The organism is uncultured Aquimarina sp. (assembly GCF_947495315.1).
Classification (GTDB): Bacteria; Bacteroidota; Bacteroidia; order Flavobacteriales; family Flavobacteriaceae; genus Aquimarina.
This window is the reverse complement of record NZ_CANLYD010000002.1, coordinates 127,176-144,132: the sequence shown is the minus strand read 5'-3', so window position 1 is coordinate 144,132 and position 16,957 is coordinate 127,176. Positions and strand designations below refer to the sequence as shown.

Here is a 16,957-nt window from a genome sequence, read left to right as displayed (position 1 = left end):
AATTAAGGCCAGAATATAGTGTTATTTTTCGGAAGTATAAAATCAATAAAGAGGCACGTATTTCTAAAAAAATTCCGATATTTTGCTGCTCTTAGATAATTAAGTTAAGAATATGGTAGAATTAGCCGGTATTATAATTTTAGGAATTTTAGCTCAATGGGTCGCCTGGAAGTTTAAGATTCCAGCAATTTTGCCTCTTATATTGATCGGACTCTTAGTAGGACCGATAGCTACATTATATACAGGAGATGGAACTAAACTAATACAACCTATTTACAATGGAGAAGAAGGTCTGTTTCCTGGTGAGAGTTTATTCTATTTTGTTTCTTTAGCGATTGGTATTATTCTGTTTGAAGGTGGATTAACACTAAGAAGGAATGAAATTCTTAATGTTGGACCAGTAATTCTTAAGCTAATTACAGTTGCTGTTTTGGTGACATTTTTTGGAGCTGGATTCGCCGCACATTTTATTTTCGACCTTAGCTGGCCAATTTCATTTTTATTCTCTTCTCTTATTATTGTAACAGGTCCTACAGTGATTACGCCTATTTTGAGAAACATACCTTTAAAAAAGGACATTTCTGCAGTATTAAAATGGGAAGGAATTCTTATAGATCCAATAGGAGCTTTGGTTGCTGTTTTAGTTTTTGAGTTTATAAGTGTTGGAGAAGAACAGGCTTTTACTAAAACAGCGCTTATTGAATTCGGAAAAATAGTGTTATTTGGTTTTACATTTGGTTTCGCTTTTGCCCATGCATTAGCTCTAGGAATTAAGAAACAAGTAATACCACATTATTTGCTTAATGTTTTCACATTGGCTACCGTTCTAGGTGTTTTCGTTTTATCGGATGTTTTTGCCCATGAATCTGGCTTACTTTCTGTAGTAGTAATGGGTATGGTATTAGGTAATACTAAGTTACCAAATATCGAAGAACTATTATATTTTAAAGAATCTTTAAGCGTTTTATTAATTTCTATTTTATTCATTCTTCTGGCGGCAAATATTAATATTGAAGACTTAAAATTAATTTATAACTGGAATGCTCTTTTACTTTTTGCATCTGTTGTTTTCTTTATTAGACCTTTAGGGGTTTTTCTAAGTTCCATTAATTCAGGACTTAAATTATCAGAAAAACTTTTTATAAGCTGGGTAGGTCCAAGGGGTATTGTAGCTGCGGGGATTGCTTCTTTATTTGGATTAAAGCTTGCCAAGAATGGAGAACCTGGAGCAGAATATATTACTCCATTAGTTTTTATGATAGTTTTAGGTACAGTACTTCTAAACGCAACAACAGCAAGAATGTTTGCTAAAATGGTAGGAGTGTTCCTAACAAAATCCGAAGGGATTCTTATAATTGGAGCTTCAAAGGTTTCTAGGTTAATAGCTTCATATTTAAAAAACAATCAACGGCATGTGGTATTGGTTGATAGTAATCGTGACAATATTAAGAAAGCGAAAGCTTTAGGCTTAGAAGCTTTAGAAGGAAGTATATATAGTGATCAATTAACAAATAACATAGAACTAAACGATATTGGTTTTTTAATGGCACTGACTGGTAATACCGATATAAATAAGTTTTCGATTAATAAATTTAAAGATCAGTTTGGAGAAAACGGTTCTTTTAGGTTGGTGAGTTCGGAAGAGATGAACGATCCAGAAAATAATCCAAACGAAGGTTTGTTTTCTCATACGGATGATTATAGCAATTTAATGAATTTGGCAGAAAAATATCCGGGTATACAAGAGATTAGAATTAAGGATGCAGATCATTATAACTCTCTAATTAAGATTACGAAACAGGATAAAGACATCATTCCTTTATTTATTAAAGATCCGGATGGAAATATTAGAATTATTTCTGCTTATAGCGAAAAAATGGAACAAATTAACAAGGATAGTTTTTTAGTATATATTGGTAAGCCAATAGATGTGGAAGAGGTTAGCTAAAAAACGACAAAAGGCAGGATTTTTCCGTCAAAAAACACACAATTAACAAAATTTTTTGTTAATTGGAAATTAATCTTCTATATTCGCCATCTGAAAATTTAAATTTTAAAACCCAAATTATGAAAAAACTTATGATTGTAGCCATTTTCAGTATGGCTTTAGGATTCACTTCTTGTGGAGAAGATGATGTAGTAGATTTTGTCTGTGATGCTGTAGAAGAAGAGCTTAGAGTAGATGTTGATGCTGCGTTTGCTGATTGGCAAGCAGAAGATACTCCTGCTACTTGTTCGGCATTAAAAGATGCAATTGACGCTTTCAGAGCAAGTGACTGTGGATCAGCGGATGCTTATGCTGCACAAAGAGATGCTTTACCAGAGGATTGTTCTGCAAATGTTTCAGGTACTTGTGTAACATGTACTGCCCAAGGAGTTGGTATTGAAATATGTGAAGGATCTAACGGAAATGCTTTTGTTGCTGGAATTGATACTGAAATAGGTTATTCAGCTTATGTATCTGCATTACAGGCTTCAGGGTCGACGTGTAATTAATATAATGAGAAAATCTGGATCAATAGAAATGCTATTGAATCCAGAGAAATAAAAAAAGGAGGCTATTTTGCCTCCTTTTTTATGCTCTATAATTTATTTATTTTCCTTAATTAAATATATATATACCGGAAAGTGGTCACTATATCCTCCTGTATAAGCACCATTAGCAAAACTTCTATAAGGATACCCTTTATATCTACCACGAGGATTAGTTAAGTAATTTTTGTTATAAACCCCAGCTTTATAATATTTATAGGTGCTATAATCTTTATCAAGTAAACCTTTAGAAACAATAATCTGGTCAAAAAGGTTCCAGCTATCTCTCCAGGCAAGAGAACCAATTCCTTTTTTAGACATATTATACATTGGATTGTATAATCCTTTTAACTTTACATCTTCCTTTTCTGATTTAGCTGCAAGTACTTTTTTCACACTATTATTATCAGGATCATCATTTAGGTCTCCCATCGTAATTACTTTTGCATAAGGATCAATATCAAAAAGCGAATCAATAATCTTTTTATTCAACGCTGCTGCTTTTTCTCTTTTATAACGACTACGAGCTTCGCCACCACTTCTTGATGGCCAGTGATTTACAATTACATGTATTAAATCTCCATCAAGATATCCACTGACCAATAATTGATCTCTAGTATAGACACGTTTTTTTTCATCACCGTTGTTATAAATTAATAGTTCATGAACACTAGTGTTTACGGGTCTAAATAAGGATTTTTGATATAACAAGGCAACATCAATACCTCTTCTGTCCGGAGAATCGAATTGTACAATCCCATAATCTTTTGGTAAAAGAACGGGTTCATTGGCTAGATCTTCTAATACTTTTCTGTTCTCTATTTCTGCAACCCCAAGAAGTGCAGGAGTGTTTTTTGTTACATCAGCACCGATTTCAGAAATAACCTTTGCCATGTTTTTAAGCTTATCTTTATATATCTCTTCTGTCCAATGATCCTTACCGTTTGGTGTTCGATCGTCATCATAAGTAATTGGATCATCTTCAGTGTCAAAAAGGTTTTCAACATTATAAAAAGCAATTGTATTAACTTTATAAGTTTTCTTTTCTTGAGAAAACACAGAGAAAATAGGGCTTAGTAATAAGACTATGGCAAGCAAATATTTTGAGTTCATTATATAATTGATTATTAACTTATTGTAAATTGTATTCCAAACTTTGGGCCAAAATTAGCTTTTCTATTTAAAAAATGTACTTTTGCGCCGCAGAAATGTTAAATATTTAACTAAAACAACAATTAATGAAAGTGTCACAACTCAAAAAGAATCTATTCTTTTTAATGATTTTTTTAAGTTCTGTTGCTACATCTTACGCTCAGCAAACAGGATTAAAGGGTAAAATTGTTGACGCATCTTCAAATGAAAATCTTACACAAGTATTAATTACTATCGAAGGAACAATGGTTTCTGCGACGACAAATGCTTTGGGAGAATTTGATTTTGGAGGCGTACAGCTACCTTTAGGAGAACAAATAGCAGTAATGTCCAAAGATGGATATATTACAAAACGTTTTCCGATTATTATTAATGAAGGAAGTGTTTTAGATCTAAAAACTATAGATCTTAACTATGACGTAAATCAGGAACAAATTCAGATAGGTACTATTAGCCTTTCTGATAATGAATTAGATGAAGGTGATGATGATGCTTCTTCTAATGTTTCGGGGTTACTACAGGCATCAAGAGATGTATTTCTTAGTGCAGCTGCATTTGACTTTAGTGCTACCTTTTTTCGTCCAAGAGGTCTTGGTAACGAAAATTCAAAAGTACTGATCAATGGTATCGAAATGAACAAACTTAATGATGGGAGACCTCAGTGGAGTAATTGGGGAGGATTGAACGATGTACAACGTAACCAAGAGTTCTCAATGGGGATTTCTGCAAATGATTACACATTTGGAGATTTATCAGGAGCTACTAATATCATTATGAGAGCTTCTCAATACCGTCAGGGTGGAAGAATATCCTATGCTGCGTCTAACAGAAGTTATACAGGTAGAGCAATGGCTAGTTATAGTTCTGGTTTAATGAGTAATGGTTGGGCTTATACAATTTCATTAGCACGTAGATTCGGAGAAGAAGGCTATATCGATGGAACTTTATATGACGCTAATTCGATTTTTGCTTCGGTTGAAAAAAAGATTAATGATAAACATAGTATAAATGTAACTAGTTTTTATACCCCAAACAGAAGAGGAAGATCTACTGCGATAACCGAAGAAGCTTTTAACTTAAAGGGAAGACAATATAATCCTAATTGGGGTTATTTTGACGGAGAAAAGAAAAACTCCAGAGTTCGTGAGGTTGAAGAACCTGTTTTTATGTTAAACCATTACTGGAATATTACAGATAAAACTACTTTAAATACAAATGTAGGGTATCAAACAGGGAAAATAGGAAACAGCCGTATAGATAATGGCGGAACTGAATTGGTGAATTTTAATGGACAGGAATCGTATAGAGGTGGTGGAGCTAGTAGAGATACAAATCCAATACATCCAAGCTTTTTACCTAGTTCTTTCTTGGATGATCCTAATCCTACACCTCTTGATTATCAAAACGCATTTTTAGCACAACAAGCGTTTATAAGAGACGGACAATTAAACTGGAATCAATTAATACAAACGAATCAATTAAATGCTCAAAATGGTATCAATTCTACTTATATTTTATATGAAGATAGAATTGATGATACGCAATGGAGTTTTAATTCAATCTTGAACAGTCAGGTATCAGATAATATTACCGTAAATGGAGCCATAAACTATAGAACCTTAAAAAGCGAAAACTTTGCAGAGGTAACAGATCTATTAGGTGGAAGAGGATTTTTAGATGTAGACCTATTTGGTTCACAACAAGATAATGATGTAGAAGAAGAGGACAGATTGACTGCAGAAGAACTGGCGGATAGAGCTCAAAGTGATTTAAGAAACCGTAACAGAGTTGTAGGAGTTGGTGATCGTTATGATTATAATTACGATATTGATTCAGATGTAATAAGCGGATTTGCTCAGGCTCAGTTTAAATACAGTCGAGTAGATTTCTTTGTAGGAGCGAATGTTTCTCAAACTACCTATCAAAGAACAGGTTTGTTCGAAAACGGATATTTTCCTGGAGAAGGAAATCTAGGATCATTCGGTAAAAGTGATAAATTAGAATTTACTAATTATGGAGCTAAAGGAGGATTTACCTATAAAATTAATGGGCGTAACTTAATAGATGTTCACGGAACGTATTTTACGAAGGCTCCAACAATTCGTAATTCTTTTGCGAATGCCAGACAAAATAATAGAACAATCGATCAGCTTATTAGAGCAGAAAGAGCTTTTGAAGAATCTGAAGTATTAGCAGGCAATCTAGATAACGTAAGAATTGGATCTTCAGAACAAGAAAGCGAAAAAGTTCAATCTGTAGATGCCAGTTATATTCTAAGAACTCCAAAACTAAAAGCCAGATTAACCGGATATTATACCAAAATAGAAGATGCTACGGAATTATCTTTCTTCTTTACACAGGCAATTTCGGGATCCGATGTTGGATTTGTTCAGGAAATTCTTACAGGAGTTGACAAACAACATATAGGAGCAGAACTAGGTATTGAGTATCAAATAACTCCTACAATAAAAATAAAAGGTGCGGCAGCTATCGGTCAGTTTACGTACGCTAATGATCCTGATTTATTTATTGCAAGTACAAGTAGTGACTTTTTAGGAGATGGATTAGGTGAAAACAACGATTTCAGAGGCACAAGGTATTTAGGTAAATCAACGTTAAAAGATTATCGTATAGCAGGAGGTCCACAGAATGCTGCACAATTAGGTTTCGAATATAGAGATCCTAACTTCTGGTGGTTTGGTACTACGGCCAATTATTTCTCTAATGCTTACATTGATGTAAGTCCCTTTGCAAGATCCTCAAACTTTAATCAGGATACAGATGGGTTACCATTTAATGATTACGATGAAAATATTGCCAGAGAATTATTAAGACAAGAGCAGTTTGATGATTATGTATTAGTAAATGTAGTAGGTGGTAAATCCTGGAGAGTAAAAGATTATTACATTGGCTTTTTTGCAACAATCAACAATGTTTTTGATAAGCAATATAGAACTGGTGGATTTGAACAAGCTAGAAATGCTAATTATAGACTAGCTCTAGAAGAATCACAGAGAGAAACTCCTGTTTTTGGCCCAAGGTATTTCTATGGATTTGGTACTTCGTACTACCTTAATGTATATGTAAGATTTTAATGATGAACACAACAAAAAAATATTATAAAATGAATTCAATTAATTTAAAGAAACTGATAAGCGTTTTGGTTTTGGCGGTTACGTTTACTGCATGTGTACAAGACGATGATTTTAAAACTCCTGCATTGGTTATCGAGGAGCCAGATCTAAATGGGAGCACGCCAATTACATTGTTAAGTGCTTACAATCAGTGGTTTCAAGAGTTTGTAGATGCAGTAGATGATGCCGGTTTGGATTTTGACAGTGACTTTGATGTAGAGGCAATCGAAGCGGTGAGATTACAAACTAAGTTTACGTTTGAGAATGAGGATATTGACAACCCAATGTTTATGTCGGGTTATGTAATTTCTACAGATAAAGCAGGTAACTTTTTTGAAGAATTAATATTACAAGATAAACCAGAAAATCCTACTAGAGGTTTACGATTACCAATTGATGTGAACCCATTATTTACAAGTTATGAGTTTGGTCGCAAGGTATTTATTAAACTAGATGGTTTGTCAATGGGAATAGAAAATGGTGTTCTTACTTTAGGAGTACTTTCTGGCGATGAAGTAGATCAAATACCTTCTTTTTCTCAGGAGGAGATCATCATAAGATCAGCAGAGGTTGCAGACATTACTCCTTTAGAAATTACAATTGAGGATTTTTCTGATGATCTAACTAATTTATATGTTAAGATTAATAACCTACAATTTAATAGAAACGATGTTTTAGGAGAAAACCCTCTTACTTTTGCCGGGGAACGCGAAGATGAGTTTGATGGAGAAAGAAACTTAGAAAGTTGTGATAGTGGTGCTATTGCTGTATTAAGTACGAGTACGTTTGCCGATTTTAAATCACTACCCTTACCTGCTCAACAAGGAAGTTTTGAAGGAGTTTTAGCTAAAAACTTTTTTGGAGACACTTTTAACTTAGTACTAAATGATGTTACCGGGTTGATATTTGATAATGAGAATCGTTGTGACCCTAGTGTATTAGAATGTGATGGAACTAGTGGAGGATCGAATGTAATTTTTGAAGAAGATTTTACAGGATTAAGCATTAGTGATCTGGAAAACTCTGGATGGTTAAATGTTAATACCACAGGAGGAAGCCTTGATTATTTTGTTGGAAGTTTCAGTGGTAATCAATACGCTCAGATTTCTGGATTTAACTCAGGAGAAAGTCCATTCGAGGTTTGGTTAGTAACACCAGAAATTGATTTAACAGCTTCTTCAGAAGAAGAATTATCTTTTGATATTCAAGCTAACTTTGATAATGGTAATATTCTAACTGCTTTTATCACTAATAATTTTACCGGTGATGTAACGACGACAGAGTGGAGTCAGTTAGATGCAAGTATTCCTAATGGAAATCCAAGTGGATTTGGAAGTTTTGAGCCAGTTGGGCCAGTAAATATTTCTTGTATTGATGGCGCTGTAAGAATAGCATTCCGTTATGCAGGAGCAGATCCAGGACCAACTACAAGATATCATATAGATAATATTTCGATTTCAGGAAATTAAGAGTTTCTGAGATATTAAACAGAATAGTAAAACTCCCTGAAGAATTTTCTTTAGGGAGTTTTTTATGAATAGCCTCTATTAGTTACTGAAATTCACAGTATATGCTGAGCTTCTTTTTGATTTTACTCTAAAACGGAATTGGTAGTTGGTATTTGCCGTAAGAGAATAGCTATTTCCATTTGCTAGAAACCTCCATTCAGAAACATGAATTGCCCATCCGCTTGTACTGTAAGCTTTACGCTTTAATCCAAAATACACTCTTCTTAAAGCAGAATGTCTATCTATAGTAGCTATCGTTTGACCAATTCCACTGTAATGTGTCCAGTATGACCAGCTTTTTGCAATATTTTCTGGGTGATAAAAACTTACACTATAATTTGCATTAGGATTTCTTTTAGTAACCGACACCATTTTAAAAGCGATACCTGCTCCGGCATTCTCTTTAGTATCAAACTCAGTCATTTCTTTTTCTTCTTGTTCTAAAGAAACATCACTGTCATCTTTGATATTTTGACGAATTAAGCCTTCGCTTAAGGTTTCATTTTTAAAAGTTTCTACGAGTTTAAAGTGCTCACTAGTATAGCTAGCTACTGCAGCTTCAGAGTTCGAATAAACACGCATAATAGCTTCACTTCCTCCATCAGAGGTTATCATAATGTCTTTATGAAAATCATATAAATCTTTTTCTAAATCTATTGATTCTACAATAGCTTCTTCTGCTATCTCATTAGATTCATCCTTATCACAGGAAGTAAAAAATAATAAACCGAGAATTGGTAATACATAAAATGACTTTTTCATTTGTTTGGTTTTTAAGAATAATTAAATTGATATGTTTAGTTTTCGGACACTAATGTATCCTGATTTTCACGGTGTAGTATAGTTAGATTATACATGAAGAAACTACTTTTGGCGCCAGTTTTGTTTCTAATCCAATAGATGGTTGATCTTTATAATCAATCTTATCATACGAGTGAAATTAGAACTATAAGAGTATCCTTATAAATTCTGAATCAAAAGTAGGATAGGGGTTACAGTCTGCAAAAGAGGAAAATAATTTTGCGGAATTTTCCGCAAAATAAAAACCTGACAAACAGAGTGTTAATGTTTTCTTAAGGGTTTGTTATCAAAGTAAAAAGGGTTGTATACCCCACGTTTCTATAGTGGAACCCCTTTATAGAAAAAAGCTATTTATTGGATTTTTTCTATGGTAAGCGCGTATTTGTGTAAAAAGTGAGGGACTTAATTGTTTTTTAGATAGACATATACCGGAAAGTGGTCGCTATATCCTCCTTTATATTTTCTTCAGGTATAAGTGCTAAACGGCTTTCTTTAGACGCTAACTTAGGTTGGTATAATAAAAAGGAGACCGCCAATTAAGACGGCCTCTTTTTATCTAATTTATCCTGGAATAACAAAATTCACATTCACTACTTTTAGTCTAGAGTAGCTAGTAAATGTATTTTTATTATATATTTCGTAACGAATTCTCCATCTAGTTGTACTAGCATTGTATTTCGTAGGAAATTTTACGGTTACTGAATTCGAAGTAATGTCAAAACTTGCTTCGTGTTGCCAAGCAGTGCCAGCTATGAATGGATTGTCCACTTCAAAATGGATTCGATACCCTCTCAATGAAGCTGGTATAGCATTCAACTGTGTCTGAGTTGGGTGATACGTATATTTCACATTTGTTAGTGGTGCTGTATTGATAGGTCCATACAACCCAGGAGGAATCGCCCAAACAAGATTTTTACCTTCGGTGATTTCTGTTATTTCGATTTGGCTTTCATCTAATTCTTGATACTCATCAATAATTTCATCAGATTCATCTTGATTACAGGATGCGAATAGTAAGAGTCCAATAATCGGTAGTACATAAAATAATCTTTTCATTTTAATTTAGTTTTAAGAATAATTAATCCTATTCATTTTTATACAGACCATAGGTAATAATCTGTTTTTTTAGATACCTATATACACTTATAATCAATCAACATAGAAACTTGTATTGTTGGCGCCGTTTTGTTTCTAGTCTAAGAGATGATCTTGTCGTATTGATTTTTTACATGCATTGTGAGGTTCTAAATTTTTACAGTACAAAACTAGATTGAGAAAGGAAAAGCAATGTCCGAAAAGTTTGAATTTCAACATTTCTGGACAATATTTGGGTGATTTACCCTTATGTGTTGAGTTAAATACCTGTGTTTAGAATAGAAAATAGTTATTATAGAGTTCCTATAATAGGGTTAGGTTGAGTTTTTGTGTGGACTGCATTCATTTTTTGGCAAGGTGTATGGGAGTTTCATCGAAGACCCATCAAGCCTTTGTTTTCAACGACACTTCGGTCTCCGCGTGATATAGAAGATGTATTTTTTCTTAATGTAACGATATTCACCCTCTTGGGGAACAAAATATCTAAGCTTTTTGCACATCACATTTTAGTAGTACATACACAGGAAAATGATCGCTATATCCTCCTATATATTTTCTTCCTGCGTAGGTTCTAAAAGGATTTCCTTTGTATCTACCTTTGTAGATTTTTAAAAAACTATCATCAAAAATATTAGCCTCAGAAAAACTATGAGAACCTTCCTGATATTTATGAAAATTGTTGCTAAAAATAATCTGGTCGAATAAATTCCATTGACTTTTATAGTTAAGTGTTCCTCGATAACGAGTGTGTAGTCTTTCCATAGGATTATAAAAATCGTGTAGTACCAGATGTTTTTGTACACTTTCACTAGCAGGATCATCATTAAAATCACCCATTACAATGATTTTTGCTTCGGGATCTTTTCCCATAATCTGATCTATGACTTCTCGATTTTTATCAGCTGCTGCAATACGTTTATACGAAGTTGACTCTGCTCCGTCTCTACGAGAAGGCCAGTGATTAACTAAAATGTGAATCTCTTCATTGTGTAATTTTCCAGTTACCCATAGAATGTCACGAGTAAAATCTCTTTCACCATATTCGTTATCAACTAGCACCTGAACACTTTCTGAATTTATAACAGTGAAGTTTTCTTTTTGATATAAAAGCCCTACATCAATTCCTCGTTCATCTGGAGACTCGTGGTGGACAACTCCATAGTTTTTGTTTACCAAGTGCTTCGTTTTGATAAGATCTTCTAAAACAGCCTTATTTTCTACTTCAGCTACGCCCAAAATAACAGGAGCTTTACCCGTTTTAGCAAATCCAATATTAGAAATGACAGTTCCCAGCTTAAATAGTTTCTTTTCATACCTTTTTTTGTTCCATCGTTTTTCTGAATCAGGTAAAAAATCATCATCCAGGGTGTTGGGATCATCTTTGGTATCAAAAAGGTTTTCTAAGTTGTAAAAACCAACCGTATGCAGATTTGTATGTTTCTTTCTAAAATAAAGCTTTGAAGACATTCAATAAAAATTTGTTGTAAACATCTAATGTACAAATTCAAATGCATACAATATTGTACCTTTGTGGATTAATTAAACGAGACTATATTTTAAAAGGCCAAAATATAAAGTACATTTAAAATATGTAGTAGCGTTTATCTCGTTATAGAACGGAATTCGATTTTCATTTGGATTATACGAGTGAAAGTTGAATGATATATAATATAAGTTTGAAGAAGGAATAGATAATGATAGAAAAGGAAGAAACAGTATACGAAAAAGCAGTTTTAATAGGAATTATTACCAAAAATCAGGATCAAGATAAGCTAACTGAATTTTTGGATGAATTAGAATTCCTTACGTATACGGCTGGTGGAGAAGTGGTAAAACGGTTTACCCAAAAGATGGATGTCCCTAATCCTAAAACCTTTATTGGATCTGGTAAAATGGAAGAGGTGCTGGCATATGTAGAGCAGCATGATATCGGAACGGTGGTTTTTGATGATGAATTAACGCCTGGACAGCAACGTAATATTGAGCGTATCCTAAAAGCTAAGATCATTGATAGAACCAATCTGATTCTAGATATTTTTGCACAGCGCGCTCAAACAAGTTATGCCAGAACTCAGGTTGAGTTGGCGCAATGTCAATATTATTTACCAAGACTAACAGGGTTATGGACACACTTAGAGCGTCAACGAGGTGGTATTGGTATGCGTGGTCCTGGTGAAACAGAGATAGAAACCGACCGTCGTATTGTAAGAGATCGTATTTCTTTATTAAAGAAAAAACTGTTAACGATTGATAAACAGATGGCGACCCAACGAGGCAATCGAGGAAAATTGGTGCGAGTAGCGCTGGTTGGGTATACTAATGTTGGTAAGTCTACTTTAATGAATGTCATTGCTAAAAGTGATGTGTTTGCAGAGAATAAACTTTTTGCGACGCTTGATACTACGGTAAGAAAGGTAGTCATTGGTAACCTTCCTTTTTTGCTAAGTGATACAGTAGGATTTATAAGAAAGTTGCCTACACAATTAGTAGAAAGTTTTAAAAGTACATTAGATGAGGTAAGGGAGGCCGATTTATTGCTACATGTAGTTGATATATCCCATCCTCAGTTTGAAGACCACATCGATTCTGTAAGTAGGATTTTGGAGGAAATAGATAGTGTTGATAAACCGGTCATTATGGTTTTTAATAAAATCGATGCGTATGAACATGAAACCATTGATGAAGACGATCTAACAACAGAAAGAACGAAGGTACATTATACGCTGGATGAATGGAAGCAAACCTGGATGAGTAAGATAGGAGATAATGCCTTATTTATATCCGCAATTAATAAAGAAAATATTGACACATTTAGGAAAAGAGTATACAAAGAAGTAAGGGATATACACGTAACGCGTTTTCCTTATAACAACTTTTTATATCCGGAGTTTGTGGAGGAGTAGTGGTTAGGTTTTAAAACTCATAATTAAGTCCCAGACCAAGAACTTCTCGGATTTGGAAGCCACTGGTGGCATTGTCGTCATAGATTGCCTGAAAGATAAAACTTCCGGAAATATACTTGTTCACGACCAGATTTAAGTTTAAGGTATAATCAATATCTACGTTATAAGGATCTTCTATATAATTAGAGTATAGATTAAGAATGTTTTCCATGGTGATATTTTTTATTACCTGAAACTTGACATATGCGGATATGGATCCACCAAATTCAAATCGAGAACTCCTGCCTTCATCTACTCCAAAATAGTCACCATCCTCATAATCAGGAATGCTTGTAAACTGATCATCTACAAAAATCATACGAGAAGTAACCGGAGCAATATTGACGTTAAAATCATCACTTTTTTTCCATAAAATACCAGGACCAATTTGTATAAAAGCAGGAGAAAAGAAATGAGTTTCTTCTGTCCGTATTGTTTCATCAGTATCCGGGTCTTTACTGAAGCTATATCCTTTGGCAAACTGAGACCTAAAATTAACAAATAACGAATAGTTCCAGAAACCTTCACCAATTCGCTGTCCCAATCGAGAATTTAATTCTATCCTGTCATTGGTTTTGCGGGCAAAGTTCTCTCCTTTTAAAAACGTAAGACCATAATCTGCTAAAACTTTATTATCCCAAGTTAGGCTATTTTTCTTGTAGTTAAATTCATAATTAAGGGCTGTATTACCTGCAATATTAGAGGTTCCTCCACCTTGCCAATCATAATTAAAAGCAGATTGATTAAAGAAAAAGGAAAACTTTCCGAAAGATTTCCACCCTATATGTGGTTTTTTAACAGGTTTAGGACTTAATTTTTTTAAAAGATCTTTTAATACAATGACGTTAAGCTCCTTTGGAGTATCTTTTAGTAAACTATCTAAAGACCTTGCTAAGCGAACCTGAATGGAGTCCAGTTGTTTTATTTCCTCTTTTTCTTGACCAATTAATTCGGTCATAGAAATGAACAAAAAAATAAACACAACAATCTTTCGCATGGTATAAATAATAGATTTGTGTACAAATATACTTTATGTGCACAGCTTTTTCAAATATGGCTAAATTGAGCCGAAATAGTTATTTAATGAAGAGTGATTGTTGTATTTAAAAGAACTTTAATTTTAAAAAAATAGTATATACTATTAATAAAATTATATCAAGAAAAAGAAGATGAATATAGAATTGATCAAGGCAAAAGATACAGATACGGTATTTTTAGTAAAGCTAAGAAAGTTAACGATGGTGGAATATCTAGAAAAAGCAGGGCTGTATGTATCGGATGATCAGCACGTATCTAGAGTAAAAATCCATTTTAATGCAGCATATATAATAAAACAATTGGACGAAAGAGTTGGCTTATTAAAATATATTGAAACTAAAGATGCCATAGAAATACTTCAGTTTCAGATACTACCGAAATATCAGGGAAAAGGGATTGGCAACTATCTCCTTAATCATATAATACAACTATCTGAGTCTCTCCATAAAAATATACTACTGAAAGTTCTAAAGGAAAACCCAGCGAGATATTTATATGAAAGAAATGGCTTTTGCATTATTGGAGAAGATCAATATGAGTTTCATATGGAGTTTAAGAAATTACGGAAGTAAAAAAAGAGGCATCTAGATATCTAAATGCCTCTTTTTACAATAAAATATTTTCTACTTAGAAAGAGTAGCTCAATCCAAGGTTCCAAAAAGATTGTAATTCGTTATCAGTGTTTTCTAATGTAGGAGTTACAGCTGGAGGAGGAACAGCTATAGCTGCTTGTCCTAAAGCATAATTAAATGCTTCTTGTTTGTTTCCTCTAAGACCAAAATCAAATCCAACACCAATTGCTTTCCATAAAGTATAAGAAAAAGAATTAGTCCAAGTCCAGTTAGAATAATCACCATCTTCATAGCTTAAGAAAGCAGAAAGATTGGTTTTAAAGTTTATGGCTCCGATTTTACGCGTATAATCTGCAACGATTTTTGCTCCTAAAGAAGACTCATATTGTGCTGCACCTTCGCTAAATACAAAATTGTAGTTAAGAGGATGTACAACCACTACTAAGTTATTAATAGGAGTCCAAGTAATACCCACACCAAGATCTAAGTACCCAGGGTCGTTGAAATTACTTAATACAGAAGTTCTATATTCTGCTAATGTTGAAACAGCTAGTGTTTTAGTAAGTTTGTAACCGAATAATGAAGTAATATTAAATACATCTGTCGATTCTCTGAAGCTATCATCATCTGTTGGATCATCTTTATCATCCAGTTTTACCCAAGCAAGGTTAACGTTAGCACTATTTCTCCAAAAGTATTTTTCTTGTAATAAATTTGCATATGCATTCACGGTAACACCAATTGTTCCTGCATCATTATTTGGAATACCTTGAGAGAACCAGTTATTAAACCCAGAAATGCTTCCTCCAATTGTACCAAAAGCACCAATTTTCCATCCTGGCAATGCATCTATTTGTGATTGTATTGCATTAGCTCTTCCTTGTATTGCTGCAATAGAATCTTTCTTTGCAGATAATTTTGTTTTCAATTCTTCTTCTGTTTGTGCAAATCCTGTATGGATACCAGCCAATAGAAGAATAAGTGAGAATACGATTTTTTTCATAATTAATAGTTTTAAGTAGTTTGTTTTTACATCTAAAAAGTCTTTTCTAAGAAAACTTTTGTACAAACAAGTTCAAGATTTATGTAAAATTTTGCGTTGGTAAATATACTTGAAGTAACGTTTTTCAATGTAAAACAGCGTAATTGTTAAAACAATTTTCGATAAAAAACAGCTTTATAGGATGAAATGAGCTATTTTCTCTTAAATAGAGGAACAGAGGAACAGGCTTCCCCGTACATGATACTTTTAGCTACAGGTTGTAGTTTTTGGATAAGCTCTATATAAGCGTTTTCAGGAACAGGTTTATTAGAACACCCTTTTATAATCAGAAGTTTGTCTTGATATTCTGAAACATCAAGCGCATTGATAATACCGGTATAGAGAATGATTTCTAGGTTTTCTAATGATCCAACAGCTACCTTTTTAGCAAAAGGCATTAATGAGCTTGTCAATAATAGATATGCCCAAGCAGGAATAATAGCATCTGTCGAGCAACTTAGAGCAACATATTTATTCTGATACTGACTCCAATCATGATCAGAAACGTATTTTCTGAAATCTTTTTCGCGAAGCATAAAACCCTCAAAAAGCCAGTCTTTTATATCAAATAAAACACGCTCTCCATTAGGATAATATTCTTCCAGATCAAAAGTGATTAGATTTTTGTTATTAGCGACCCTATTGATAATTTCTTCTGCCATTGTTTTAGATTTTATATCCTATTTTTTCGGTTAGTGCAATGTTGCTTTTGGCAAAATTACCAGTTCCGAAACCTATTTCTTTACCATCTTCATTATATAAAACTGATTCTGCAACATAAAGATTTCTGGATTTGAATTTTACTTTCCCAACAGCCTTAATAATACCTCTATCTACAGGACGTACTAAATTAATATTAAAGGATGTGGTAAGCACGAAAACATCTTCGACTAAAGAATTCACAGCAAAGAATGCAGCATCATCCAACAATTTAAAATATACAGAACCGTGTATTGCTCCTAAGGCATGAAAATACTTTTCTGATATGGTCAAACCAATCTCTGATATTCCTTCAGAAATTTTGACCGTAGTAGTGTCATAGATTTTGGTATTGATATTTGCCTGCAAATACATCTTTTCTAATTTATGATAATGTTCCAGGTTCATTACTGTAATCTATCGGTTTATAAAAGGTGCATTT

At 33.5% G+C, this 16,957-nt stretch carries 14 protein-coding genes; 6 read left to right on the top strand and 8 right to left on the bottom strand.

Annotated features, from left to right (window positions below; all coding sequences use genetic code 11):
• Positions 1 to 112: 112 nt before the first annotated feature.
• Together Q0910_RS04105 and Q0910_RS04100 are read left to right on the top strand one after the other, a co-directional pair.
• Positions 113 to 1,948, top strand: a complete 1,836-nt coding sequence (locus tag Q0910_RS04105) for a sodium:proton antiporter (RefSeq protein ID WP_299212878.1) — start codon at positions 113 to 115, stop codon at positions 1,946 to 1,948.
• Between the two features lie 119 nt (positions 1,949 to 2,067).
• Complete coding sequence (locus tag Q0910_RS04100) at positions 2,068 to 2,496, top strand: hypothetical protein (RefSeq protein ID WP_299212876.1); 429 nt, start codon at positions 2,068 to 2,070, stop codon at positions 2,494 to 2,496.
• A gap of 93 nt (positions 2,497 to 2,589) precedes the next feature.
• Here the strand turns inward: Q0910_RS04100 and Q0910_RS04095 are convergent, their stop codons facing one another.
• Positions 2,590 to 3,645 carry an endonuclease/exonuclease/phosphatase family protein gene (locus Q0910_RS04095; RefSeq protein ID WP_299212874.1) on the bottom strand — a complete coding sequence of 352 codons (1,056 nt, stop codon included), beginning with the start codon at positions 3,643 to 3,645 and terminating at the stop codon, positions 2,590 to 2,592.
• Between the two features lie 125 nt (positions 3,646 to 3,770).
• On the opposite strand from Q0910_RS04095, the gene Q0910_RS04090 reads away from it, so the two are divergent.
• Entirely contained in the window at positions 3,771 to 6,779 is a 3,009-nt protein-coding gene (locus tag Q0910_RS04090) for a TonB-dependent receptor (RefSeq protein ID WP_299212872.1), read from the top strand.
• Positions 6,780 to 6,808: 29 nt separating this feature from the next.
• On the top strand, positions 6,809 to 8,287 hold the full coding sequence (locus tag Q0910_RS04085) for a DUF5689 domain-containing protein (RefSeq protein WP_299212871.1): 1,479 nt from the start codon (positions 6,809 to 6,811) through the stop codon (positions 8,285 to 8,287).
• 78 nt (positions 8,288 to 8,365) lie between these two features.
• Here the strand turns inward: Q0910_RS04085 and Q0910_RS04080 are convergent, their stop codons facing one another.
• From Q0910_RS04080 to Q0910_RS04070, 3 genes are all read right to left on the bottom strand, one after another.
• Positions 8,366 to 9,088: a hypothetical protein gene (locus tag Q0910_RS04080; protein ID WP_299212869.1), complete on the bottom strand. Its 723-nt coding sequence runs from the start codon at positions 9,086 to 9,088 to the stop codon at positions 8,366 to 8,368.
• A gap of 600 nt (positions 9,089 to 9,688) precedes the next feature.
• Positions 9,689 to 10,183 carry a hypothetical protein gene (locus Q0910_RS04075; RefSeq protein ID WP_299212867.1) on the bottom strand — a complete coding sequence of 165 codons (495 nt, stop codon included), beginning with the start codon at positions 10,181 to 10,183 and terminating at the stop codon, positions 9,689 to 9,691.
• 522 nt (positions 10,184 to 10,705) lie between these two features.
• On the bottom strand, positions 10,706 to 11,689 hold the full coding sequence (locus Q0910_RS04070; RefSeq protein WP_299212865.1) for an endonuclease: 984 nt from the start codon (positions 11,687 to 11,689) through the stop codon (positions 10,706 to 10,708).
• 227 nt (positions 11,690 to 11,916) lie between these two features.
• Here Q0910_RS04070 and hflX point away from each other — a divergent pair, with 227 nt between their 5' ends.
• Positions 11,917 to 13,125, top strand: a complete 1,209-nt coding sequence (gene hflX, locus Q0910_RS04065; RefSeq protein WP_299212863.1) for a GTPase HflX — start codon at positions 11,917 to 11,919, stop codon at positions 13,123 to 13,125.
• A gap of 10 nt (positions 13,126 to 13,135) precedes the next feature.
• On the opposite strand, the gene Q0910_RS04060 is transcribed toward hflX, so the two are convergent.
• Positions 13,136 to 14,161 (bottom strand): DUF3078 domain-containing protein, encoded by a 1,026-nt coding sequence (locus Q0910_RS04060; protein WP_299212861.1) that lies wholly within the window; start codon positions 14,159 to 14,161, stop codon positions 13,136 to 13,138.
• Positions 14,162 to 14,333: 172 nt separating this feature from the next.
• On the opposite strand from Q0910_RS04060, the gene Q0910_RS04055 reads away from it, so the two are divergent.
• Positions 14,334 to 14,774, top strand: a complete 441-nt coding sequence (locus Q0910_RS04055) for a GNAT family N-acetyltransferase (RefSeq protein ID WP_299212859.1) — start codon at positions 14,334 to 14,336, stop codon at positions 14,772 to 14,774.
• A gap of 55 nt (positions 14,775 to 14,829) precedes the next feature.
• Here Q0910_RS04055 and Q0910_RS04050 read toward each other — a convergent pair whose 3' ends face one another.
• The 3 genes from Q0910_RS04050 to Q0910_RS04040 all read right to left on the bottom strand — a co-directional run bounded on the left by Q0910_RS04050 (position 14,830) and on the right by Q0910_RS04040 (position 16,923).
• Entirely contained in the window at positions 14,830 to 15,777 is a 948-nt protein-coding gene (locus Q0910_RS04050; protein ID WP_299212857.1) for a DUF3078 domain-containing protein, read from the bottom strand.
• A 191-nt stretch (positions 15,778 to 15,968) separates the two neighbouring features.
• Positions 15,969 to 16,478 carry a DUF2480 family protein gene (locus Q0910_RS04045; RefSeq protein ID WP_299212855.1) on the bottom strand — a complete coding sequence of 170 codons (510 nt, stop codon included), beginning with the start codon at positions 16,476 to 16,478 and terminating at the stop codon, positions 15,969 to 15,971.
• A gap of 4 nt (positions 16,479 to 16,482) precedes the next feature.
• Complete coding sequence (locus Q0910_RS04040) at positions 16,483 to 16,923, bottom strand: PaaI family thioesterase (RefSeq protein ID WP_299212853.1); 441 nt, start codon at positions 16,921 to 16,923, stop codon at positions 16,483 to 16,485.
• Between the last annotated feature and the right edge of the window lie 34 nt (positions 16,924 to 16,957).